General features: G+C 63.2%; 19 protein-coding genes. 6 read left to right on the top strand and 13 right to left on the bottom strand.

The window, feature by feature from the left end; translation table 11 throughout:
- Nucleotides 1-78: 78 nt before the first annotated feature.
- The 4 genes from HBH1_RS10995 to HBH1_RS10980 all read left to right on the top strand — a co-directional run bounded on the left by HBH1_RS10995 (nt 79) and on the right by HBH1_RS10980 (nt 5,574).
- Complete coding sequence (locus HBH1_RS10995) at nt 79-2,001, top strand: PrkA family serine protein kinase (protein ID WP_102662788.1); 1,923 nt, start codon at nt 79-81, stop codon at nt 1,999-2,001.
- A 102-nt stretch (nt 2,002-2,103) separates the two neighbouring features.
- Nucleotides 2,104-3,372, top strand: a complete 1,269-nt coding sequence (locus HBH1_RS10990; protein ID WP_102662787.1) for a YeaH/YhbH family protein — start codon at nt 2,104-2,106, stop codon at nt 3,370-3,372.
- A complete protein-coding gene (locus HBH1_RS10985; protein ID WP_102662786.1) occupies nt 3,369-4,898 on the top strand; it encodes a SpoVR family protein in 1,530 nt (509 codons plus the stop codon). The genes HBH1_RS10990 and HBH1_RS10985 overlap by 4 nt, the downstream gene beginning before the upstream one ends.
- Before the next feature lie 22 nt (nt 4,899-4,920).
- Nucleotides 4,921-5,574, top strand: coding sequence for an LON peptidase substrate-binding domain-containing protein (locus HBH1_RS10980; protein ID WP_077236298.1), 654 nt, complete (start codon nt 4,921-4,923; stop codon nt 5,572-5,574).
- 23 nt (nt 5,575-5,597) lie between these two features.
- Here the strand turns inward: HBH1_RS10980 and HBH1_RS10975 are convergent, their stop codons facing one another.
- From HBH1_RS10975 to metH, 4 genes are all read right to left on the bottom strand, one after another.
- On the bottom strand, nt 5,598-6,287 hold the full coding sequence (locus tag HBH1_RS10975; RefSeq protein WP_102662785.1) for a MarC family protein: 690 nt from the start codon (nt 6,285-6,287) through the stop codon (nt 5,598-5,600).
- A 141-nt stretch (nt 6,288-6,428) separates the two neighbouring features.
- Entirely contained in the window at nt 6,429-7,592 is a 1,164-nt protein-coding gene (locus HBH1_RS10970; RefSeq protein WP_369878614.1) for an MFS transporter, read from the bottom strand.
- Nucleotides 7,593-7,870: 278 nt separating this feature from the next.
- On the bottom strand, nt 7,871-8,155 hold the full coding sequence (locus HBH1_RS10965; protein ID WP_077236299.1) for a WGR domain-containing protein: 285 nt from the start codon (nt 8,153-8,155) through the stop codon (nt 7,871-7,873).
- 107 nt (nt 8,156-8,262) lie between these two features.
- Nucleotides 8,263-12,006, bottom strand: a complete 3,744-nt coding sequence (metH, locus tag HBH1_RS10960; protein ID WP_102662783.1) for a methionine synthase — start codon at nt 12,004-12,006, stop codon at nt 8,263-8,265.
- Between the two features lie 203 nt (nt 12,007-12,209).
- Here metH and HBH1_RS10955 point away from each other — a divergent pair, with 203 nt between their 5' ends.
- Nucleotides 12,210-12,794 carry a phosphorylase family protein gene (locus HBH1_RS10955; protein WP_102662782.1) on the top strand — a complete coding sequence of 195 codons (585 nt, stop codon included), beginning with the start codon at nt 12,210-12,212 and terminating at the stop codon, nt 12,792-12,794.
- A 10-nt stretch (nt 12,795-12,804) separates the two neighbouring features.
- On the opposite strand, the gene fmt is transcribed toward HBH1_RS10955, so the two are convergent.
- The 7 genes from fmt to hemE all read right to left on the bottom strand — a co-directional run bounded on the left by fmt (nt 12,805) and on the right by hemE (nt 22,150).
- On the bottom strand, nt 12,805-13,758 hold the full coding sequence (fmt, locus tag HBH1_RS10950) for a methionyl-tRNA formyltransferase (protein ID WP_102662781.1): 954 nt from the start codon (nt 13,756-13,758) through the stop codon (nt 12,805-12,807).
- Between the two features lie 43 nt (nt 13,759-13,801).
- A complete protein-coding gene (locus HBH1_RS10945; RefSeq protein WP_102662780.1) occupies nt 13,802-14,608 on the bottom strand; it encodes an SDR family oxidoreductase in 807 nt (268 codons plus the stop codon).
- A 108-nt stretch (nt 14,609-14,716) separates the two neighbouring features.
- On the bottom strand, nt 14,717-15,424 hold the full coding sequence (locus HBH1_RS10940; RefSeq protein ID WP_102662779.1) for a thiol:disulfide interchange protein DsbA/DsbL: 708 nt from the start codon (nt 15,422-15,424) through the stop codon (nt 14,717-14,719).
- Nucleotides 15,425-15,532: 108 nt separating this feature from the next.
- Nucleotides 15,533-16,189: an SPOR domain-containing protein gene (locus HBH1_RS10935; protein WP_039873803.1), complete on the bottom strand. Its 657-nt coding sequence runs from the start codon at nt 16,187-16,189 to the stop codon at nt 15,533-15,535.
- Nucleotides 16,190-16,209: 20 nt separating this feature from the next.
- Nucleotides 16,210-17,943 (bottom strand): arginine--tRNA ligase, encoded by a 1,734-nt coding sequence (argS, locus tag HBH1_RS10930; protein WP_102662778.1) that lies wholly within the window; start codon nt 17,941-17,943, stop codon nt 16,210-16,212.
- 207 nt (nt 17,944-18,150) lie between these two features.
- Nucleotides 18,151-20,322 (bottom strand): primosomal protein N', encoded by a 2,172-nt coding sequence (locus tag HBH1_RS10925; protein WP_102662777.1) that lies wholly within the window; start codon nt 20,320-20,322, stop codon nt 18,151-18,153.
- 718 nt (nt 20,323-21,040) lie between these two features.
- A complete protein-coding gene (gene hemE / locus HBH1_RS10920) occupies nt 21,041-22,150 on the bottom strand; it encodes a uroporphyrinogen decarboxylase (RefSeq protein ID WP_102662776.1) in 1,110 nt (369 codons plus the stop codon).
- Nucleotides 22,151-22,390: 240 nt separating this feature from the next.
- Between hemE and HBH1_RS10915 the strand changes: the two genes are divergently transcribed.
- Nucleotides 22,391-23,182, top strand: a complete 792-nt coding sequence (locus HBH1_RS10915) for a transporter substrate-binding domain-containing protein (protein WP_102662775.1) — start codon at nt 22,391-22,393, stop codon at nt 23,180-23,182.
- Nucleotides 23,183-23,209: 27 nt separating this feature from the next.
- Here HBH1_RS10915 and HBH1_RS10910 read toward each other — a convergent pair whose 3' ends face one another.
- The gene (locus HBH1_RS10910) at nt 23,210-24,022 is read right to left on the bottom strand and encodes a polyphosphate kinase 2 family protein (protein ID WP_102662774.1); all 813 of its coding nucleotides are present in this window, start codon (nt 24,020-24,022) and stop codon (nt 23,210-23,212) included.
- Nucleotides 24,023-24,074: 52 nt separating this feature from the next.
- A complete protein-coding gene (locus HBH1_RS10905) occupies nt 24,075-24,536 on the bottom strand; it encodes a CoA-binding protein (protein WP_102662773.1) in 462 nt (153 codons plus the stop codon).
- Nucleotides 24,537-24,686: the final 150 nt, after the last annotated feature.

The following is a 24,686-nucleotide window of genomic DNA, read 5'->3' as shown; positions in this document are numbered from 1 at the left end:
GCGTTCTTCGATAACCGCAGATGGCAAGTCCAGACATATGAATCTGTTTCGTACTTTTTTGAGAGCGACGGAGGTGGTATGGATATCTACAGCAGCTTTGCAAGCCGGTTCGACAAGACCAGAGAAGAAGAATTATCGCTTGAAGAGTATCTGAATCTTTGCAAGAACGACCCGGCAGTCTATGCATCGGCTGCCGAACGGATGCTGATGGCCATCGGCGAGCCGGAGAAGGTCGACACCCGGGAAGATCCGCGCCTCTCGCGCATCTTCGCCAACAAGGTCATCAAGGTCTATCCCGCCTTCAAGGAGTTCTACGGCGCGGAAGAAGTGATCGAGCAAGTGGTTTCCTATTTCCGCCATGCCGCCCAGGGCCTGGAAGAGAAGAAGCAGATTCTCTACCTGCTGGGTCCGGTGGGCGGCGGCAAGTCCTCCATCGCCGAGCGCCTGAAGCAGCTCATGGAGCAGGTGCCCTTCTATTCCATCAAGGGTTCGCCGGTCAATGAATCGCCGCTGGGCCTGTTCGACTATGACGAGGATGGCGCCATCCTGGAGGAACAGTACGGCATCCCGCGTCGCTACCTCAAACCCATCCTGAGCCCCTGGGCCGTCAAGCGACTGCACGAGTACAACGGCGACATCCGCCAGTTCCGCGTGGTCAAGCGCTACCCGTCGATCCTGCGCCAGATCGGTATTTCCAAGACCGAACCGGGCGACGAGAACAACCAGGACATCTCGACCCTGGTGGGCAAGGTCGATATCCGCAAGCTGGAACAGTATTCGCAGGACGATGCCGACGCCTACAGCTATTCGGGCGGGCTGTGCCTGTCCAACCAGGGCCTGCTGGAATTCGTGGAAATGTTCAAGGCGCCCATCAAGGTGCTGCACCCGCTGCTGACGGCAACCCAGGAAGGCAACTTCAAGGGCACCGAAGGCTTTGGCGCGATTCCCTTCGATGGCGTCATCCTGGCCCACTCCAACGAATCGGAGTGGAAGGCCTTCCGCAACAACAAGAACAACGAAGCGCTGCTGGACCGTATCTTCATCGTCAAGGTGCCGTATTGCCTGCGCGTGTCCGAAGAAATCAAGATCTACGAAAAACTGATCCGCAGCTCTTCGCTGGGCAAGGCCACTTGCGCGCCGGGCACGCTGAAGATGATGGCGCAGTTCTCGGTCCTCACCCGCCTGAAGGAGCCGGAAAACTCCAGCCTCTTCTCCAAGATGCAGGTCTATGACGGCGAGAACCTGAAGGACACCGATCCCAAGGCCAAGTCCTATCAGGAGTACCGCGACTATGCCGGTGTCGATGAGGGCATGAACGGTATCTCCACCCGTTTTGCGTTCAAGATTCTGTCGCGGGTGTTCAACTTCGATACCACCGAGGTCGCGGCCAATCCGGTGCATCTGATGTATGTGCTGGAACAGCAGATCGAGCGTGAACAGTTCCCGCAGGAAGCCGAGCAGAAATACCTCTCCTTCGTGAAGGACACGCTGGCCTCGCGCTATGCCGAATTCATCGGCAAGGAAATCCAGACCGCCTACCTGGAGTCGTACTCGGAATATGGTCAGAACGTCTTCGATCGTTACGTGACCTATGCCGACTTCTGGATCCAGGACCAGGAATACCGCGATCACGACACCGGCGAGAGCTTCGACCGCGCCGCCCTGAATGCGGAACTGGAAAAGATCGAGAAGCCGGCCGGCATCAGCAATCCCAAGGACTTCCGCAACGAGATCGTCAACTTCGTACTGCGCGCCCGGGTCAACAACGGTGGCAAGAACCCGCTGTGGACCAGCTATGAAAAGCTGCGCGTGGTGATCGAGAAGAAGATGTTCTCCAACACCGAAGACCTGTTACCGGTGATCTCCTTCAATGCCAAGGGCTCCACCGAGGAAATGCAGAAACACGAAGACTTCGTCAACCGCATGGTCAGCAAGGGGTACACGCCCAAGCAGGTGCGCCTGCTGTGCGAATGGTACCTGCGCGTGCGCAAGTCCTCGTAAGCGCCGCTGTTGCGCATCGTCCGCGGCATGCGTGGCGATGCGCGCGGCGACCCTTCGGCGCCGTGCGCCTGGCGCACCGCCGACCACTAGCAGGAGAACCGAGTGCTGCATCAGATCATCGACCGCAGGCTGGCTGGCAAGAACAAGAGCATCGCCAACCGGGAGCGCTTCCTGCGGCGCTTCAAGGGGCATATCCAACGTTCGGTGGCGGACGCCGTGCGCGACCGCAGTATCACCGATCTCGAAAAGTCGAAGAGCATCAGCATCCCGCGCAAGGATGTCTCGGAGCCCTTCTTCCATCACGGCAAGGGCGGCAAGCGCGAAGCCGTGCATCCGGGCAACCAGGATTACCTGCAGGGTGACCGCATCCCGCGCCAGAACGGTGGCAGCGGCGGCGGAGGCGGCAGCAGTGCCAGTAACGACGGCGAAGGACAGGATGATTTCACCTTCGAACTGACCCGCGAAGAATTCATGCATTACTTCTTCGAGGACCTGGAACTGCCACGCCTGGTGGAAACCAACCTGCTGCAGGTACCGAACTGGAAGAACCAGCGCGCCGGTTATTCGGTCGACGGTTCGCCCAACAACATCGACGTGGTGCGTTCGCTGCGTTCCTCGCTGGGCCGCCGCATCGCCCTGGGCGGTCCGCTGCAGCGCCAGCTCGACGTGGCCGAGGAAACGCTGGCCGAAATGAAGCGCAAACCCGAGGAGCACAGCGCCGACATCCAGTTGCTGGAAGAGGAAGTGAAGCATTTGCGCGCCCGCATCCTGCGCATCCCCTTCATCGACCCCTTCGACCTGCGCTATGTGAACCGGGTGCGTCAACCGCAACCCTCCAGCCGTGCGGTGATGTTCTGCGTGATGGACGTATCGGGTTCGATGGATGAGCAGCGCAAGGATCTGTCCAAGCGCTTCTTCATCCTGCTGTATCTCTTCCTCACGCGCAATTACGAGCACATCGAAGTGGTCTTCATCCGCCATCACACCCGCGCCGATGAAGTCGATGAGAACACCTTCTTCCATTCCCAGGAAAGCGGCGGCACGGTGGTCTCCAGCGCGCTGGAACTGATGCACGACATCATCACCAAGCGCTACTCTCCCAGCGAATGGAACATCTACGGTGCGCAGGCCTCCGACGGCGACAACTGGAACGACGATTCCCCGAAATGCCGCGAGCTGCTGGAGTCGGCCATCCTGCCGCTGACGCGCTACTTCGCCTACATCCAGGTGGCCGATCCGGAACAGAACCTGTGGACCGAGTACATGCAACTGATCGAGTCGCACCCGCACTTCGCCATGAAGAAGGTGCAGTCTGCCGCCGAGATCTACCCGGTCTTCCGCGAACTCTTTGAAAAGCAGGTGCACGCATGAACAGCCGCTTCAAGCATGACCCCCTGCCCTGCCCCTCCGACTGGAGCTTCGATCTGATCGAACGCTACAACGATGAAATCGCCCGGGTGGCCAAGGGTTACGAGCTGGACATCTATCCCATCCAGCTGGAAATCATCTCGGCCGAACAGATGATGGATGCCTATGCCTCGCACGGCATGCCGGTCAACTATCGGCACTGGTCCTACGGCAAGCACTTCATGCTGACCGAACGCGACTACAAGCGCGGCCAGATGGGCCTGGCCTATGAGATCGTGATCAACTCCGACCCTTGCATCGCCTACCTGATGGAAGAGAACACGATGACCATGCAGGCCCTGGTCATCGCTCACGCGGCCTACGGACACAACTCCTTCTTCAAGGGTAACTACCTGTTCCAGTTGTGGACCGATGCCAGTGCCATCATCGATTACCTGGTGTATGCACGCAATTACATTGCCGAGTGCGAAGAGCGTCATGGCTTCGAGCGGGTCGAGGAGCTGCTGGACTCCTGCCATGCGCTGATGAATTACGGCGTGGATCGCTACAAGCGCCCGCAACGGCTGTCGCTGGCACAGGAAAAGGCGCGTCAGCGCGAGCGCGAAGCCTACATGCAGTCGCAGGTCAACGAACTCTGGCGCACCCTGCCGGCGAAGAAGGAAACGGCCGCCGCTGCTGTCGAAGGCCGCTTCCCCTCCGAGCCGCAGGAAAACCTGCTCTACTTCGCCGAGAAGAACGCGCCCTTGCTGGAGCCCTGGGAACGTGAGGTGATCCGCATCGTGCGCAAGGTCGGCCAGTATTTCTATCCGCAGCGCCAGACCCAGGTGATGAACGAGGGCTGGGCCACCTTCTGGCATTACACGCTGTTGAATACCCTCTACGACCAGGGTCGCCTGACCGATGGCTTCATGATGGAATTCCTGCATTCGCACAGCAATGTGGTGTTCCAGCCGCCCATCACCAAGCCCTATTACAACGGCATCAATCCCTATGCCCTGGGCTTCTCGATGATGAGCGACATCCGCCGCATCTGCGAACACCCGAGCGATGAAGACCGCGAGTGGTTCCCCGAGATCGCCGGCAGCAACTGGCTCGATACCCTGCAATACGTGATGCGCAACTACAAGGACGAGAGCTTCATCGCCCAGTATCTTTCGCCCAAGCTCATGCGCGACATGCGCATGTTCGCCGTGCTGGACGATGAGGCGCGCAGCGAGATCGAGGTCTCGGCCATCCACAACGAGCGGGGCTTCCAGTATGTGCGCCAGGCCCTCTCGCGGCAGTACGACATCAACCACCGCGAGCCCAACATCCAGGTCTGGTCGGTCAACACGCGCGGCAACCGCAGCCTGACGCTGCGCCACTTCCGCAGCGACGGCCGCTCGCTGGGCGACAGCACCAACGAGGTGCTGCGGCACATGGCGCGGCTGTGGCAGTTCGACGTCTATCTGGAGAGCGTGGATGACAACGGCTACATCGTGCAACGCTATGAATGCGTGGCCGAGAACAGGTATGCTCTGCGCTCATGACTGATCGCCATCAGGAGTGATGATGCCCGCTGCCCCCGCCACCCCGCGCCCGCCGATCTCGGCCCGAACCATCCCGCTGTTTCCGCTGGCCAGCACGCTCTTTCCCGAAGGGCGGCTGCCACTGCAGATCTTCGAGGTGCGCTATCTGGACATGATCGGCAAGTGCATTGCCGAAGGCAGTGGCTTCGGCGTGGTGGCCCTGACGGCAGGCTCCGAGGTCCGTCGTCCGGGACAGAGCGAGCGTTTCGTCGGCGTGGGCACGATGGCCCGCATCAAGGAGTGGAGCACGCCATCCCCCGGTCTGATGCGGGTGGCCTGCCTGGGTGACGAGCGCTTCCGCATCCTGCAGGCCGAACAGCAGAAGCATGGCCTGTGGACGGCCCAGGTAGAAATGATGGAAGCCGATCGCGCCGTGACGATTCCCGAGGAACTGGGCAACACCGCGCAGGCGCTGGACAACCTGCTGCAGTCGGTATTGCGCCAGGGCCTGCCGGAGAGCGAGGTGCCGATCGCGGCGCCTTACCGGCTGGACGATTGCGGCTGGGTCGCCAACCGCTGGGCCGAGATGATGCCCATCACCGTCGAACTCAAGCAGAGCCTGCTGGCGCTGGACAACCCCGTGCTCCGCTTGGAGCTGGTGCAGGACGCGCTGGATGAACTGGGCTGGCTGAAGTAGCCGCCTACCCCTTATCCCTTGCCTTACGGCGCGACCCCGCTGATCCCCGCCTCGGCCAGCAAGGCCGACAATCCCGACCAGAAGATCTGGATACCGATGCACAACAGGATGAAGGCTGACAGGCGCAGCACCACCATGGTGCCCAGGCGCCCCATCAGGTTGACCAGCTTGTGGGCGTAGTTGTAGCAGAGGAAGATCACCAGCGCCGTCAGCGCGGCACCCAGCGCAGCGCTGCCCACCGAAATCACCCAGTCCAGCAGGCGCGTGGGCGTATTGGCACCCAGCGTGATGGAGGCGGCAATCGTGCCCGGTCCCACGGTGAGGGGAAAGCTCATGGGATAGAAGCTGCGCGCCTTGATCTCTTCGTCGGGCAGGTCTTCGTCATAGGTCTTGGCAACCTGGGTGGGGATGGAACTGTCCTGGCTGTTGTCGTTGAGCAGCTTCCAGCCCGATACCGCCACCAGCAGGCCACCACCCACGCGCACGATGGGCAGCGAGATACCGAAGAAGGTCAGCACGTGCGAACCGATGAAGATCGCCGCCACCAGCATGAACCAGCAATTGATGGCCACCTGGCGCGCAATACGCTTCTCGGTGCTGCGGCTGACGTTGCCCAGCAGGTTGGCGAACACCGGTGCGATGCCCAACGGATTGAGGATGGGCAGCAGCGTGATCGGGATCAGGACCACGGCCTTGAGGAAGAGGATGAGCATGGCGGAATGGGCGCTTGGAAATGCATTGATCGGTTGACCCGGCAGCGTAGCTGAAAGCCGCTACGCTGCCAACTACGACCGTGCTGTGCGCCCGATCTTCGGCCCAATCTTCGCCCTGATGTCCACCCGCTGTTGGCCTGATCAGGCCGCCCGCAAGCGCATGCCGCGCGCACGGGTCAGCAGCAGGACCGCGATACCGAGGTTGAGCAGGTTCCAGGCGATGCCGTTGGCGAAGGCGGCGTGATAGGAGCCGGTCAGGTCGAAGATCTTGCCCGACATCCAGCCGCCCAGGGCCATGCCGAACATGGTCGCCATGATGACCGCCCCGACCCGCTGGCCGGCTTCGGCGGCCGGGAAGTATTCGCGCACGATGATGGCGTAGGACGGCACGATGCCGCCCTGGAACAGGCCGAACAGTGCCGAGATGATGTACAGCGAAGCCAGGCTGTCGAAGGGGATGAACAGCAGCAGCGACAGGCCCTGCAGCATGGAACCCAGCAACAGCGTGCGCAGGCCGCCGATGCGGTCGCAGATGGCTCCCGAGACCAGACGGCTGACCACGCCGCAGGCCAGCATCAGTGACAACATCTGGGCACCCCGCGCCGGACCGTAACCGAGATCGCCACAGTAGGCCACGATGTGTACCTGGGGCATGGCCATGGCCACGCAACAGGCCACACCGGCCACGCATAGCAGCAACTGCGCCGCACCGGGCGAGAGGCCGAAGGGACGCGGCCCGCCGCCGATGCGGGCGCCGGTCGTGCCACTTTCCTGCACCGGAGGACGGGCGCGCATCAGCAGGGCCAATGAGCACATGATCAGCGTACAGGTGATGCCCAGGCCGATATAGGTCTGCTGCCAGCCGACACTGTCGACGAAATGCTGGACGATGGGTGGCCAGATCGCGCCACCCAGGTAGTTGCCGCTGGCGCACACCGCCACGGCGATACCGCGTCGCTTGCGGAACCACAGCGAGGTGTCGGCCACCAGCGGCGAAAAGGTACAGGCCGTCCCCAGCAGGCCGATCAGCACACAGTGCGCAGCCATGAAGAACCAGATATTGGGCGCCAGCGCTGCGGCGATGAATCCTCCGCCCAGGCAGACGCCGCCCAGCAGCAGGGGGCGCATGATGCCGGAGCGGTCGGCCATGCGGCCCATCAGCAGACCACCCACGCCCACGCCAAGCATGGTCAGCGTGTAGGGCATGGACGCCAGGCCGCGATCCACCTGGAAATGCGCCTGCACCGCTGGCAGCACCACCGCCATCACGTACATGCCGCTGGCCCCGACGACCATCAAGACCATGGTGATGCACAGGCGCAGCACGGCATAGGAGGAATCGACCTGATGACGGTCAACGGCAGCAGGCTCTGGGGGCAATGAGGGTGGCACGGTCGGTCTCCGGACTAATTATTGATATCGCTGCGGCGTTTCTGGTTTTTATCTGCCGCGCAAGAATTGCACCCGACTGGTGCGGGCCGACTAGCCTAACATGGGTCGCGCCGGCTTGCTGGTGAGTACTTGGCGCCGGCGATGTGGGGGGATCAATCCACGTGTTCAGCCGACGTGATCAGCCAACGTGATCAGCCAACGTGATACAGGTGCACCTGGCGAAAGCCCAGGCGCTCCTTGTGGCGGGCGATCTTCTGCAGCATCTGCAGGCCCTGCTCATGGCCCTCGACCACCACGCGACGCACCGCACTGCGGCCCTCGGCACCGTCCCACGCCTGCGTGAGCACCCAGTCCCCCAGGAGGTCCTGGACCAGGTCCACGGTGAAGATGGCGCGCGACTTGCCGTCCGAGAAGTGCAGGCGCGTGGCCACGGTCACGGGCAGTGCATGGGTGACGTGGTCAGCGGAATCGATCATGGCTAAAGCAAGGGCTACGGAACGGCGGGCGTGGATGATAGCAGGACGGCTGCCGAATACAAGCCACAGGAAAAACTGCCCGGCGCGCAGGCCGGGCATGGGAGGACTTACAGGTTGGGGGCGAGCCAGCGTTCCAGCTCGTCCCTGGACACCTGGCGACGGCGGGCCATGTCCTCGACCTGGTCGGCGCCGATCTTGCCGACCACGAAGTACTTCGACTGCGGATGGGCAAAGTAGAAGCCCGACACCGACGCGCCAGGGAACATGGCATAGGACTCGGTCAACTGCATGCCGATCTCGTCGCACTGCATGGTGCGGAAAGCGTCAGCCTTGACGGTGTGCTCCGGGCAGGCCGGATAGCCGGGCGCGGGGCGGATGCCGAGGTATTTTTCCTTGATCAGGTCGGTGCTGCTCAACTGCTCGTCGGCGGCATAGCCCCACAGGTCCTTGCGCACGCGCTCGTGCAGGTATTCGGCGAAGGCCTCGGCCAGGCGGTCGGCCAGGGCCTTGAGCATGATGGAGGAGTAATCGTCATGCGCATCCTCGAAGCGCTTCTCGTACTTCTCGATACCCAGGCCGGCGGTGACGGCGAACATGCCGATGTAGTCCTGCACGCCCGAGTCCTTGGGGGCGATGAAGTCCGACAGGCACTGGTTGGGACGCGCCACGCCATCGACCACCGGCTTCTCGGTCTGCTGGCGCAGGCCGTAGTAGGTGAAGGCGACCTGGCTGCGGCTGTCGTCGGTATAGATCTCGATGTCGTCGTCATTGACGCTATTGGCCGGCAGCAGCGAGATGACGCCATTGGCGGTGAGCCAGCGGCCATCGATGATCTTCTTGAGCATGGCCTGGGCTTCTTCGAAGACCTTGGTAGCGGCTTCCCCCACGACCTCATCGCTCAGGATGGCGGGGTAAGGTCCGGCCAGATCCCAGGTCTGGAAGAACGGGCCCCAGTCGATATAGTTGGCCAGCAGGCCCAGGTCGACATTCTTGAACAGACGACGGCCGATGAACTTGGGCTTGACCGGTGCGAAGTCGAGCCGGGTCTTGTTGGCGCGGGCCGCCGCCAGCGACAGCATGGGTGCGGCCTTCTTGCTGGCGTGCTGCTCGCGGATGCGTTCGTAGTCGGCATTGAGTTCGCTGACGTACTGGGTCTTCTGCTCGTCGGCCAGCAGCGATTGCGCCACCGACACGGCACGCGAGGCGTCCGGCACGTAGACCACCGGGCCTTCGTAGTTGGGCGCGATCTTGACCGCCGTGTGTGCGCGCGAAGTGGTGGCGCCGCCGATCATGAGCGGCATCTTGATGCCGGCGAAATACGGATCGCGCTGCATTTCCTTGGCCACGTAGGCCATCTCTTCCAGCGAGGGGGTGATCAGGCCCGACAGGCCGATGATGTCGGCCTTCTCTTCCTTGGCCTTGGCCAGGATCTCGGCGCAGGGCACCATCACGCCCATGTTGACCACCTCGAAGTTGTTGCACTGGAGGACCACGGTGACGATGTTCTTGCCGATGTCGTGGACGTCGCCCTTGACGGTGGCGATCACGATCTTGCCCTTGGGCTTGGCGACCTCGCCGGTGGTGATTTCGAGCTGGCGCTTTTCTTCCTCGATGAAGGGGATCAGGTGCGCCACGGCCTGCTTCATCACGCGGGCCGACTTGACCACCTGGGGCAGGAACATCTTGCCCTGGCCGAACAGGTCGCCGACCACGTTCATGCCGTCCATCAGCGGGCCTTCGATGACATGGATGGGACGGCCACCATCGGCGGCGATCTGCTGGCGCACCTCTTCGGTGTCTTCCACGATCCATTGCGTGATGCCGTGCACCAGCGCATGCGAGAGGCGCTTGGCGACCGGTTCGCTGCGCCATTCCAGGGTGGCTTCTTCCATCTTGTCGCCGGCCTTCAAGGTGGCGGCATATTCGATCATGCGCTCGGTGGCGTCGTCACGGCGGTTCAGCACCACGTCTTCCACGCGCTCGCGCAGTTCGGCCGGCAGGTCGTCATAGACGCCGATCATGCCGGCATTGACGATGCCCATGGTCATGCCGGCCTTGATGGCGTGGTACAGGAAGACCGTGTGGATGGCCTCGCGCGCAGGGTCGTTGCCGCGGAAGCTGAAGGACACGTTGGAGACACCGCCGCTGATCTTGGCGTAGGGCAGGTTCTCGTGGATCCAGCGGGTGGCTTCGATGAAGTCGACCGCGTAGTTGTTGTGTTCCTCGATACCCGTTGCCACCGCGAAGATGTTGGGGTCGAAGATGATGTCCTCGGGCGGGAAGTCCAGCTTGTCCACCAGCAGGCGATAGGCGCGCTCGCAGATCTCGATCTTGCGCGCGAAGGTATCGGCCTGGCCCACTTCGTCGAAGGCCATGACGATCACGGCGGCGCCGTAGCGACGGCACAGCTTGGCTTCGCGCAGGAATTTCTCTTCGCCTTCCTTCATCGAGATGGAGTTGACGATGGACTTGCCCTGCACGCACTTGAGACCGGCTTCGATGACTTCCCACTTGGACGAGTCGATCATGATGGGCACGCGGGCGATGTCCGGCTCGGAGGCGATCAGGTTCAGGAAGCGCGTCATGGCGGCGACCGAATCCAGCATCGCCTCGTCCATGTTGATGTCGATGATCTGCGCGCCGTTCTCGACCTGCTGGCGGGCCACGGCCAGGGCTTCGTCGTACTGCTCGTTGAGGATCAGGCGGGCGAAGGCCTTGGAACCGGTGACGTTGGTGCGCTCGCCGACGTTGACGTACAGCGATTCATCATTGATGGTGAAGGGCTCCAGGCCCGACAGGCGCATCTCATGAGTGGCTTCCGGGACCTTGCGCGGAGCGATGGTGGCCACCGTCTCGGCGATGGCCTTGATGTGCGGCGGCGTGGTGCCGCAGCAGCCGCCGGCGACGTTGACGAAGCCGCTCTCGGCGAATTCCTTCAGCAGGGCCGAGGTGACATCGGGCGTCTCGTCGAAGCCGGTGTCGCTCATCGGATTGGGCAGGCCGGCGTTGGGGTAGATGCAGACGTAGGTATCGGCGATGCGCGACAGTTCTTCGGCATAGGGGCGCATCAGGGCTGCACCCAGCGCGCAGTTCAGGCCCACCGTCAGCGGGCGGGCGTGACGGATGGAGTTCCAGAAGGCGGTCACGGTCTGACCCGACAGGATGCGGCCGGAGGCGTCGGTGACGGTGCCGGAGATCATGATGGGCAGGCGCTTGCCGCTTTCCTCGAAGAAGGTATCGATGGCGAACAGTGCCGCCTTGCAGTTCAGGGTATCGAAGATGGTCTCGACCAGCAGCACGTCGGCGCCACCTTCGACCAGCGCGCGCGTCTGTTCCAGGTACGCGGCCACCAGTTGATCGAAAGTTACGTTACGCGCAGCGGGGTCATTGACGTCCGGCGAGATCGATGCGGTCTTGGGCGTGGGGCCAAGGGCGCCGGCCACGAAGCGCGGCTTGTCCGGGGTGGAATACTTGTCGCAGGCGGCGCGGGCCAGGCGGGCCGATTCCAGGTTCATCTCGTAGACCAGATGCGCCATGTGGTAATCGTCCTGGGCCACGCTGGTGGCGCCGAAGGTATTGGTCTCGATCAGGTCGGCACCGGCAGCCAGGTATTGCTCGTGGATTTCCTGGATGATGTGCGGCTGGGTCAGCGAGAGCAGCTCATTGTTGCCCTTGACGAACATCTCCTTGCCGGGAACGCTGAAATCAGCAAAACGCTGGCCACGATAATCCTCTTCGGTCAGCTTGTAGCGCTGGATCATGGTGCCCATGGCACCATCGAGGATGAGGATGCGCTGCGACATCAGGTCGCGCAGCAGCAATTCGGTCTGGCACAGTTCGTTCGGCTTCATCTGGCGTTTTTCTCTGGTTGCGGCAACAATGCGGGCCTGTCTGCGGGACTGTCCACGCTTTGGCGGGACAAAAAAACCGGTCTGGACTGACCGGTTTCACAGGCAAAAATGAGAGCCAGATTATACGCGAAAGCGCCCTACCACCCCGCGCCGGCCGGCCTTTGCGGCTGGATTTGCTTGCAATCCATTAACTGTTGACAAAGATGACAGCGCCTCGCCCCATCCTCATCCTGAGCGCCCTGGAAAGCGAACTCCAGGCCACTGACGCGCCCGATGGCGTAGAGCTGCTCTATTGCGGCGTCGGCAAGGTCAATGCCGCGCTGCATGCCACCCGGGCCATCCTGGAGCGGCAGCCGCGCCTGGTGATCAACTTCGGCACGGCAGGCAAGATCGACCCCCTGCATGACGGCCTGCTGGAAGTGGCGGCGGTGATCCAGCGCGACATGGCGGCCATGCCGCTGGCGCCGCGTGGCGTGACGCCGCTGATGAACCCGGAGCAGCAACCGCCGCGCCTGGAATCCGGCCATCCCGGCGTGCTGTGCGGCACCGGCGACAGCTTCGTCACCGCAGCCGACGACTGGCTGGTGGCGCAGGGGGTCGATCTGGTGGACATGGAGTTGTTTGCCATCGCCCGCGTCTGCCACCATTTCGGGCTGCCCTGGCGGGCCTTCAAGTTCGTCACCGACGGCGCCGACGACGATGCCGCCGATGACTGGCAGGCCCGCGTCCACCTGGGTGCGGAGCTGTTCTGGCGGCATCTGCCGCACGTGCTCAAGCAATACGCCTGAGCCCACCCGCTCAGGCGAAGCGGCCGCCTTCCAGCGGGAAGCCCTTCAGGAATTCCGCCGCCGGCAGGCGCTTGCCGCCGGGCTTCTGCAATTCGGTCAGCAGCAGTGCGCCTTCGCCGCAGGCCACCACGATCCCGCCCTGGGCATCGGCCGACAACACCTGGCCGGGCTCGCCCCGCTGCGCCACGCTGACCGCACGCGCCTGCCACAGCTTGACCACGGTGTCGCCGAAGCGGCCGGTGGCGCCTGGGAAGGGATTGAAGGCGCGGATGCGGCGCGCCAGTTGTTGCGCGCTCTGGCTGAAGTCCAGCGCAGCCTCTTCCTTGGCGATCTTGGCGGCGTAGTTGGCACCTTCTTCCGGTTGCGGCGTGGCCGGCAATGCGCCCTGCTCCAGCTTTTCCATGGCGTCCACGATCATCCGGCCGCCCAGCGCGGCGAGCTTGTCATGCAGGCTGCCGGTGGTGTCCTCGTCAGTGATGGGCAGGCTTTCGATCAACATCATCGGGCCGGTATCCAGTCCTTCTTCCATCTGCATGATGGTGATGCCGGTCTCGGTGTCGCCGGCCTCGATGGCGCGGTGGATGGGGGCGGCACCGCGCCAGCGCGGCAGGAGCGAGCCATGGATGTTGATGCAGCCGTAACGCGGGATGTCGAGCACGCTGCGCGGCAGGATCAGGCCATAGGCGGCGACCACCATCACGTCATGCGGGGTCGATTGCAGCAACGCATGCGCTTCCTGCGCGACCTCGGGGTACTTGCCGTTCAGGCGCAGCGAGACCGGCTGCGCCACCGGCGTGCCGTGCTTCAACGCGCATTGCTTGACCGGCGAGGCCTGCAGCTGCATGCCACGTCCGGCCGGACGGTCAGGCTGGGTCAGGACCAGCGTGATCTCGTGACCGGCGGCGTACAGGGCTTCGAGGGCAACGGCGGCAAATTCCGGCGTGCCGGCGAAAATGATCTTCATGAAAAACTCCAGAGGCGGCGCCGGGCGCCGCGATGTCGGGTGGCTAGAGATTGCGAGGCTTGTGCGGGGCGCGGGCGAAGGCCATATCGTACAGCCAGTTCGGCAACAGCCTGAGCAGCTTGGCCACCACCCCCATCTGCCAGGGAATGACACGGTAGCTGACGCCTTCGGCGATGCTCTGCACGGCGCGTTCGGCGAAGCGCTCCACCGGCATCAGGAAGGGCATGCGATAGGTGTTCACGCGGGTCATGGGGGTGTCGATGTAGCCGGGTGCGATGGTCACGACCTTGATGCCGGAGGTGCGCAATTCCACCCGCAGCGATTCGCAGTAGCTGATCACGGCAGCCTTGGAGGCGCTATAGGCCTCGGCACCGGGCAGGCCACGGATACCGGCCACGCTGCCGATGCCGACCAGGCGGCAGCGGCGACGCTGTGCCTCGGGTTGTGCCTTCATGCGCGCCACGAAGGGCGTAAAGGTGGCGAAGGTAGCGGTGACATTGACGGCCAGGATGCGCTCGAAGGCGCGCAGGTCTTCCTGGTATTCGGTGAGCGTGCCTTGGGAGATGCCGGCGTTGGCGATGACCACGTCGGCGCCACCGAACTCGGTCATGAAAGACTCTGCGGCAGTGGCCAGGGCGGCGTGATCGGTGACATCGAGCGCATACACGCGATGCCGTTCAGGATGCGGCAGGCTGGCGCGCAAGGCATCCAGCTCGGCGCCACGCCGTGCCACCAGCCCCAGGACCGCGCCACGCTGTGCATAGGCGCGCGCCAGCGCCATGCCGATGCCGCTGGAAGCTCCGGTCAGGAACACGCGTTCCTGGGCTGCGACGACGGGAAGGGTGGCCATGCCGGCTCCAGAGGGTATGTGAAGGGTTGCGACGGGGCGGACATGCCCGGGCTCAAATGACAACGGTCCGCGGCCTTGCGGACGCGGACCGTGCAGGACAGGTGAAGCTTACTTCTTTTTGGCTGCAGCGCCGCCGGCGGCCTTCTCGGCAGCGACCTTGGCCACCAGGTGATCCATCACCTGCAGGGCAGCGGCCTGCTGCATCGACTCGGGCTGGTTGGCCAGGGCCACGCCGACCACGGCCGGCGAGGTCACATAACGACCGTCGATGGCGATCATGGGCACGCCGTCCACCTTGTAGGCTTCCTGCAGCTGGGCGGCACGACGGGCCTTGGTCTGCACGCCGAAGGAGTTGTACAGGTCGAGGAATTTCTGCTTGTCCAGACCGATCTTCTCGATGTAGGCCAGGATAGTCTTGTCGGTGTTGATGCGCTGGTTCTCGACGTGGATGGCGTGGAAGATCTTGGGGGTCAGCTCATCCGCCTTGCCCATGGCTTCCAGCGTGTAGTACAGCTTCTGCTGCGGCACGAAGCTGTCGCGGAAGGCCACCGGCACCTTCTTGAAGTTGATCTTGTCGCCTTGCTTCTTGACCCAGGCGGTCAGCGAGGGGTCCCATGCGGCGCAGTGCGGGCAGTCGAACCAGAAGAATTCGGTGACTTCGACCTTGTTGCCGGAATCAGTCGGCTGGGCCTGTTCCAGCACGCGGTAGTCGCTGCCCACTTGCGGATTGGCCGGCGAAGCCGAGGCGCCGACGCTGGCGGTGAAGGCCAGTACGCCAAAGCTGACGGCTGCCAGCAGCTTTTGATGGAAACGCATGGTATTACCCTCTCTGATGGATAGTCGTTTGGAACCGGCCTGTGCGCCGGTCTGCACCCCGTGCCGGCCGGCCATCCCTTGCCGCCGGCACCGTGGGTGCGTTGTGGATTACTTGGGAATGCGCACGATGGCGGCATCGACCCCGTTATCGGACAGCTTGCTGCGCGTGCGGTTCATCGCTTCGGCATGGTCGAAGGGACCGATGCGCACGCGATAGAGCACGCCGCTGTCGGCGGTACGTTCGGTGACGCGGGCTTCGAAACCGAGCAGGGCCAGCTTGGCGCGGGCGCTTTCGGCATCGGCCTGGTCACGGAAGGCGCCGGTCTGCAGGAAGTAGCTCCACTTGTCGTCGTTGCTGTCGTTCTTGGAGGCCGACGGCGCGGCGGCAGAGGGCTTGGCGTCCGCCGTCCTGGTGTCAGGCTGCTTGGCCGGCGGAGTCGCGGCCTGGGGGGCCGGCGCTACTGGCGGCACCGGCTGGGCAGCGGCGGTATTGGGCGGCACCGGGGTCTGCGACTGCTGCTGGTCGCGCGCCGCCTCGCGGGCGATGTCGCGGTTGCCGTAGAGCGGACGGTTGGGGTCGGCCGCCTGGGCCGGGGTCGGATCGGCCCGTTCGGGCCGCACCACCTTGTTGACGAAGGGAATGGGCGACTTGGTGATCATCAGGGCCACGCCCACGGCGATGCCCAGGCCGACGATCAAACCCAGGATCAGGCCGAGCAGCGTGCCGCCGGCCTGCTTGTGATGTTTCGCGTTCAACGGTTTCACGTTTCTCTTTAGCTGCTTGTTTACATTCTGGCCGGAGCCGATACGCCCAGCAGGGCCAGGCCGTTGCGCAGTACCTGACGGGTGGCGGACAACAGCGCCAGGCGTGCGGACCTGGTTGGGACATCGTCGACCAGCACGCGTTCCGCATTGTAGTAGCTATGCAGTTCGCCTGCCAGATCGCGCAGGTAGAAGGCGACCTGGTGCGGTCCCAGCTCCTGCAGGGCATGCGCCAGCATGTCCGGGTATTCGGCCAGCTTGGCCAGCAGCGTCGCTTCACGCGGAGCGGTCAGCGGCGACAGGTCGCTCACGTCCTTGAGCTCATCCTCGTTGCCACCCCACTTGCCCAGCACGGTACAGATGCGCGCATGGGCGTATTGCACGTAGTAGACCGGGTTTTCGTCGGACTGGGCCAGGGCCAGGTCGACGTCGAAGACGAACTCGGTATCGGCCTTGCGCGAGATGAGGAAGAAGCGCACCGCATCGCGGCCGCGGGTGAGGTCGCGTTCCTGGCCTTCGACGGCCTCGCCGGCCGACCATTCGATCAGGTCACGCAGGGTGACGTAGGAACCGGCGCGCTTGGAGATCTTGACCTCTTCGCCATTGCGCATGACGGTGACCATCTTGTGCAGCACGTAGTCGGGATAGCCCTGCGGGATGCCCACGCCGGCTGCCTGCAGGCCGGCACGCACGCGGGCGATGGTGCCGTGGTGATCGCTGCCCTGGATATTGATGACCTTGCCGTAGCCACGTTGCCACTTGTTGATGTGGTAGGCGACATCGGGCACGAAGTAGGTATAGGTGCCGTCGGTCTTCTTCATGACGCGATCCTTGTCGTCGCCATAGTCGGTGGTGCGCAGCCACAGGGCGCCGTCCTGCTCGTAGGTCTTGCCGGCCTTGACCAGCGCGTCCACGGCGGCGGCCACCTTGCCGTCGGCATAGAGCGAGGACTCCAGGTAGTAATTGTCGAACTTCACGCCGAAGGCCTGCAGGTCCAGGTCCTGCTCATGACGCAGGTAGGCGACGGCGAAGCGACGGATCGACTCGATGTCTTCGACATCACCGCTGCCGGTGACAGGTTCGCCATCGCTGGCGGCGACGGTCTTCTTGTCCAGGAAGTCGCGGGCGATGTCGGCGATGTAGTCGCCGTTGTAGGCCGATTCCGGCCATTGCGCATCGCCCGGTTTGAAGCCGCGGGCGCGCGCCTGCACCGAGCTTGCCAGCGTAGCGATCTGGACACCGGCGTCGTTGTAGTAGAACTCGCGCAGGACATCGTAGCCCTGCACGTCCAGCAGCGACGACAACGCATCGCCCAGCGCACCCTGGCGACCGTGACCCACGTGCAGCGGACCGGTGGGGTTGGCGGAGACGAACTCGACCAGCACCTTCTGGCCGGCGCCTGCAGTGCCGCGACCAAAGGCCTCGCCCTGTTCGTGGATCGCCTTCACCACCGCCTGCTTGGCGGCTGCGGCCACGCGCAGGTTGATGAAGCCCGGACCGGCGATCTCGACCGATTCCACCAGGCCTTCGCGGGCCGGGTCGGCCATCACGGCGGCCACGATGGCTTGGGCCAGCTCACGCGGGTTCTTCTTGAGCGGCTTGGCCAGCTGCATGGCGATGTTGCAGGCGATGTCGCCGTGCGAGGCGTCACGCGGGCGCTCCAGGGTGATGGTCGGCGTCAGGCCGCTGTCGGCCAGCAGCGGCTGCAGGGCGGACGAGAACAGGTCGGAGATGCGTTGTTTCTGTTGTGCGAGCATGGGAATGAGGGGTAAAGCGGAAGCGACCGTGGCGCTGGACCGGCTGTGAGGCGCCGCGCGGAGGGATCGCTTGCAATTGGTTGAGCAGCCGAGATTATACCGGCTAGGCGTACCGTGTTGGCTGCATGAACAAGCGGCTTGCCTGCAGTCCGGCGCCCTGCCGAGACAAAGATGCCGTAATCACAACAAAAATCGGCCCGGGCCGTCTCAGATATCGACCGGATCGACTTCCAGCGACCAGCGCGCGCGGGTCTTCATCTGCCGCAACAAGGCCAGCCATTCCTTGAGGAAAGCCTGCAGTGTCGGGCGCGAGGGACATTCGATCAGCAATTGGGCACGCTCGACATTGGCCACCCGCATCATGGTCATCGGGATCGGTTCGTTGATGGTGATGGCCGGGGCGTCCAGCAAACTGGCCGCGTCCTTCAGGAAACCCATGGCGATCTCCAGTTCGCGACCTTCGGCGCGCAACAGTGCCTGGTACATGAAGGGCGGGAAATGCGCCTGGCGCCGCTCGTCCAGCAATTCACCGGCAAAGCCATCGTAGTCGTGGCGGATCACGGCCTGGTACAGCGGGTGATGCGGATAGCGGGTCTGGATCAGCACTTCGCCCGAACTGCCATCGGCCGACAGTCCGGCACGGCCGGCGCGGCCGGCCACCTGCATCAGTTGCGCGAACAGGCGCTCGCTGGCGCGGTAGTCGTGCGAGAACAGGGCGGTGTCGGGATTGAGCACGCCCACCAGGGTGAGCTTTTTGAAGTCATGCCCCTTGGCCACCATCTGGGTGCCGATCAGGATATCGACCTCGCCCCGGTGCACGCTGTCGAAGGCGCTCTGGGCCGAACCCTTGAGGCGGGTGGAGTCGGCATCGATGCGCAGGATGCGGGCCTCGGGGAAGATGCCATGCAGGCCCTCTTCGACCCGCTGGGTGCCGCGTCCCAACGGTTGCAGGTCGACGTTGCCGCAGGTCGGGCAGGCGCGTGGAATGTGCAGTTCCAGGCTGCAATGGTGGCAGCGCAGGCGCCGCTCGGGGCGATGTACCACCATGAAGGCATCGCAGCGCATGCAGTTGCTGATCCAGCCGCAGGCATCGCAGGCCAGCACCGGCGCATAACCGCGCCGGTTGAGGAACAGCAGCGATTGCTCTCCCTGCTCCAGGCGCTTGCGCACGGCCGCGATCAGGGTCGAGGTGAGGCCATCGACGGGCTTGTCGCGCTCCATGTCGATCACCTTGACGCTGGGCAGCACTGCCTGCAGGGCCGCGCGCTGGCGCAGTTCCAGGCGGCGGTAGCGGCCGGCCTGGGCGTGCTGCCAGGTTTCCAGCGAGGGCGTGGCCGAGCCCAGCACCACCGGGATGCCCAGCTGGTGCGCACGCCAGACGGCCAGGTCGCGCGCGGAGTAGCGCAGGCCTTCCTGTTGCTTGTAGGAGGGGTCGTGTTCCTCGTCGATGACGATGAGCTTCAGGGACGGCAGCGACGACAGGATCGCCAGCCGCGTCCCCAGCACGATGTGCGCCTGCCCCAGGTGGGCCGCCAGCCAGTTGCGGGCACGCTCGCCCTCGGCCAGGCCGCTGTGCAGGGCGACCACGTTCAGATGCGGGAAACGTGCGCGGATGTTGCCTTCCAGCTGCGGGGTCAGGTTGATTTCCGGCACCAGCACCAGGATCTGGGCGGGGGCCGGCGTCGACTGGCCAGGCTCAGGCGAACCGGATGAGCTGGCCTGCTCTGCCGCGCGACGCAGGATGGCGGCGGCAGCCTGCAGGTAGACCTCGGTCTTGCCGCTGCCGGTGACGCCATACAGCAGCAACGGGGCGAAACCCTCGGCGCCGGCGATCGCATCGACCGCCTGCTGCTGGGACGGGTTCAGCGGCGGCGCGGCACCCAGTTGCAGCGGGTCCGGCGATGGGTCGGCCATCACAGGATCGACGATGGCTTCCTCCACCGTGGCGGCCACCGCCGCCTTTTTCCTGGACCTGGGCTTGGCCTTGGTGGCGGGCGCAAGCCGGCCCAGGGCCTTGAGTGCCTTGTCCAGCGCCACCGTGGTGAGGGCCCGCAGATTCTTGGGCAGCCCCGGCAGCATCACCTCACCCAGCGGACGCTGGTAGTAGTCGGCGGCAAAGCCGCACAGTGCCAGCCAATGCGCTGACATCGGCGGCAACTGGTGCCGCACGGCGATGACGTCCTTGATCTTGTCGGCCTGCAGGTCGGTCTGCGCATCCTGGCCGACGACCACCCCGACGGCTTCGCGGCGGCCGAAGGGGACCACCACCAATTGGCCGATCGCCGGCAACGGCTCATCCGGCGAACTGGCCTTCCAGCGGTAATCAAAGACGGTATGCAGGGGCGTATCGAGCGCGACCTGAAGCAGACGTTGTTCCACGAACTTAATGTAAATCCTGAAAAACCGGCCTAAGCCCCGGTTTAATCGTCATTTTTCAACCTATCCACAAACCCTGTGGATAACTTTGGGGACAAATGCCTCTTGACATCGCCACGAGTAGACTGGGCGAGGCTTACGGCGCGCTGCCCAAATGCAGGGCAAAAAATTAGTCCAATAAAATCAATGACTTAAAATTGTTCGCCTTAGCACGGGAAAAAAATTTGCTTAGACGGTTTGTGCAAATGCGGCATGCCTTTTATGTGCATAAGTCCCGGTTTGCGGATCAGGCGGAGGGCATTTGTCAAGTGCTGGCTGACAAAAAAACCCCGGCTTTGTCCTGCACCGACCTGCGCGTACTGTCCTACAAACTTAAAGTAATTCTTCAAATACTTCGATAAGCGGCGGTTTTGTAAACGCTTTTGCCCATTATGCACAGCGCCTGTGGATAACTTTGTTGACAAGTGCCTCTTGACAAGTCCGAGAGCTAATACCACAGCGGCTTACGGACAGACGAGGCATTTATTCGACGAAAATAAATCCATGAAAATCAATGACTTACAAACACCGTCTTGCGCTTTCCGTTCATATTCCGATAAGTTTGATTCTCAATCAGAAAACGGCGGCGAATGTGTATAAGTCAAGTCCGACCGGCAAGGATGTGCATATTAACTTATCCCGCCGCACAGATATGAACAGATAACGACAGATACGCGCACGATCAGCCGCGCATGGCACGACTCATCTCGTGCACCGCCTGCGCCAGGGTCGCCACGGCTTGCGGCGGGGTGTGCTGGGAGATGCCATGGCCCAGATTGAAGACGTGGCCACTGCCGGGGCCAGGACGTCCGAATGACTCCAGCAGCTTGCGGACTTCAGCGCGGATGGCGTCGTCGCCGGCGAAGAGGACGTTGGGGTCCAGGTTGCCTTGCAGGGCGACCTTGTCGCCCACACGGCGCCTTGCGTCGCCCAGGTTGACGGTCCAGTCCAGGCCTACGGCGTCGGCGCCGATGGCGGCGATCTGCTCCAGCCACAGGCCACCGCCCTTGGTGAAGACGATCACCGGAATCTGCTGGCCATCCTGCTTGCGCTGGAGCTGGCTGACCACCTGCTGCATGTAGGCCAGGGAGAACTGCTGGTAGATGCCGTCGGCCAGCGCGCCACCCCAGGTATCGAAGATCATCACGGCCTGTGCACCGGCGGCGATCTGCGCATTCAGGTAGGCGGCCACGGCAGCGGCGTTGGTGCTGAGGATGTGATGCATCAGGTCAGGGCGGCTGTAGAGCATGCTCTTGACCAGGCGGAAATCGTCCGAGCCACCACCTTCCACCATGTAGCAGGCCAGCGTCCAGGGGCTGCCGGAGAAGCCGATCAGCGGAACCCGGCCATCGAGCTCGCGCCGGATCTGGGTGACCGCCTTGAAGACGTAATCCAGGCGCTCCAGGTCCGGGGCCTGCAGGGCACGGATCGCGGCTTCATCACGCAGGGGACGCTCGAACTTGGGGCCCTCGCCCTCGGCGAAATAGAGACCCAGGCCCATGGCGTCGGGAACGGTGAGGATGTCCGAGAACAGGATGGCGGCATCCAGGGGATAGCGTTCCAGCGGCTGCAGCGTGACTTCGGTCGCGTAGTCCGGGTTGGTCGCCAGGCCCATGAAGGAACCGGCGCGACTACGGGTGGCGCGGTATTCGGGCAGGTAGCGGCCGGCCTGGCGCATCAGCCACAGCGGGGTGTAGTCGGTGGGCTGGCGCAACAAGGCTCGCAGGAAGGTATCGTTCTTCAGCGGAGCGAAGGTGGACTGAGAGGTGGACGGAGACGTGGAAGAAGACATGGTCGGCCTGCAATGCGCTCTGAGGACAATCCGGCATTATCGCATCCTACGGGCGGGGCTTCCGGGCTAATTGTCGCTATCGGCGTACGCTGATATTGATGCAGGTCGTGGCAGCGGGTTTTGCTATGATGGCCCGGCTGGCGAAGTGCTCGCCCAGCCGGCCTTTCAAATCAACAAGAACCGAACAAGAACCGAACAGAGATCGGGCCGATCCCGCGCAACCATCCACAAGGAGAATCCATGAAGAACACTATCCGCGCCGTCCTGCTGGCAGGTCTGGCGGTGCTGTCACTGACCTTGTCATCGGCCCGCGCCGAGGACAACGTCCCGGCGTCGCGCCTGGACCAGGTACTCAAGGCCGGCAAGCTGCGCATCTGCATGACCGGCGACTACAAGCCCTTCACCTATTACCGGCCCGACCAGACCTTCGAAGGCATGGATGTGGAACTGGGGCAGGCGCTGGCCAAGTCGCTGGGCGTAGAGGCGCAGTTCGTCAAGACCACCTGGAGCACGCTGATGAACGACTTCATCGCCCAGTGCGACATCGCCATGGGTGGCGTCTCCATCACCCTGGACCGCGCCCGCAAGGCCGCCTTCTCGGAACCCACCATGGTGGATGGCAAGGCGCCCATCATCCGCTGTGCCGACAAGGACAAGTTCCGTAACTTCGACATGATCGACCAGCCGGGTACCCGGGCCATCGTCAATCCGGGCGGCACCAACGAGCGCTTCGCCCGTGCCCGCTACAAGCGCGCCACGCTTTTGCTGCACCCTGACAACGTGACGATCTTCCAGCAGATCGTGGATGGCAAGGCCGACGTGATGGTGACCGATGCCAGCGAAACCCTGTGGCAATCCAAGCTGCATCCTGAGCTCTGCCCGGTGACCCCGGACCAGCCGCTGCAGTTCGCCGAAAAAGCCTACCTGCTGCCGCGTGGCGATGTGGCCTTCAAGGCGTATGTGGACACCTGGCTGCACCTGGCCAAGGCCACTGGCGAATACCAGCAGATCTTCGACAAGTGGCTGAAGTAGTCCGCCGGCATCCCGATGGCCGGGCGCTCAGTCGAACTTGAGGTTCTTCAGTTCCGGCTTGGCATCGGGGAATTTCAGTTTCAGTTTCTGCAGTGTTTCCAGGACCACATTGGCCACCAGCAGGTTGCGATGGGTCTTGGAATCCGCTGGCACCACATACCAGGGCGCATGCAGGGTACTGGTGGCACGCAGCACCTCCTGATAGCGCTGCTGGTAGGCATCCCAGAACTTGCGCTCGGCCAGATCCTGGGGATCGAATTTCCAGTGCTTGTTGGGGTCGTCGATGCGGGATTGCAGGCGTGATTTCTGCTCGGCCTTGGAGATGTGCAGGAAGAACTTCAACACCACCGTCCCGGTTTCCCACAGCATGCGCTCGAAATCGTTGATCTGACGATAGCGGCGCTGGCATTCCTTGTCATCGATCCAGTCATGGACGCGGGTGATGAGCACGTCCTCGTAATGGCTGCGGTTGAACACCGCAATCTCCCCTGCTACCGGTACCTGCGCATGTACGCGCCACAGGTAATCGTGTGCCAGCTCGATGGCCGTCGGTCCCTTGAAGTTGGCGATGCGGATACCCTGGGGATTGACGGCGGCGAACACGTCATTGACGGTGCCATCCTTGCCGCTGGTATCCATGCCTTGCAGGATCACCAGCACCTTGTGCTTGTGACCGGCGTAGAGCATCTGCTGCTGCAGGCCGATCTTGGCGGCCAGGGCCTGGACGGTGGCCTTGTCCTTTTCCTTGTCGCCGCTGGAGAGCGGCTTGTTGGAGGCTTCGCTCTCTTTCAGGACGAACTTGGGATGGACGGTGAATGGTGGGCCGATCTTCTTTGCCATGCTGTCTCGCTTTGTCGTTATCAGTGAATGTCCGTATTGCAGGTGGAGCCCTTTACAGCACGCCGTGCAATTCCCCCATGGCGTGCTCGATCTTGATGCACTTGTCCATGACGACCTTCAGGCCTGCGGCGCGGGCGCGCGCCGCCGCTGCTTCATTGACGATGTCCAGCTGCATCCAGACGCAGTCGGCACCGATGGCGATGGCTTCTTCCACCACCGGTGGGATGTCGGCCGACTTGCGGAAGCAATCCACGATGCTCACCCGCAGGCCCTGCCCCGCCAAGGCCGTGCTGGCCTCCTGCAAACTGGCGTGACACTGTTCGCCCAGTATGGTCTGCCCGACGTATATGGGATTGACTGCAACGATGCGATAGCCCGCCGACTGCAGGTAGGCGGCCACGTCGAAGCTGGCCCGCTCGGGGCGGTTGGACAGTCCGACCACGGCGATGATGGGCTTGCCATTGACGCGTGAGGACAGGGCGGCGGCGGAAGAAGGCGAGACGGCTGAAGACATGTGTGCTCCTGCTGAGGATGAAGGGGCGCTCGGGGCCCATATCATCTAAATGATTTACGCACGCCGATTTGGTTCGCCACGGCGCATCGAAGGGCTCACTTTACCCGAACATGGACATGACGGCAGGCGTGCCGCCAGGCCGCTTGATAC

It is taken from the genome of Herbaspirillum sp. BH-1 (genome assembly GCF_002870055.1).
GTDB classification, from domain to species: Bacteria; Pseudomonadota; Gammaproteobacteria; order Burkholderiales; family Burkholderiaceae_D; genus Herbaspirillum; species Herbaspirillum frisingense.
The sequence above is the reverse complement of the archived record's forward strand: the minus strand, read 5'-3'. Positions and strand labels throughout refer to the sequence as shown.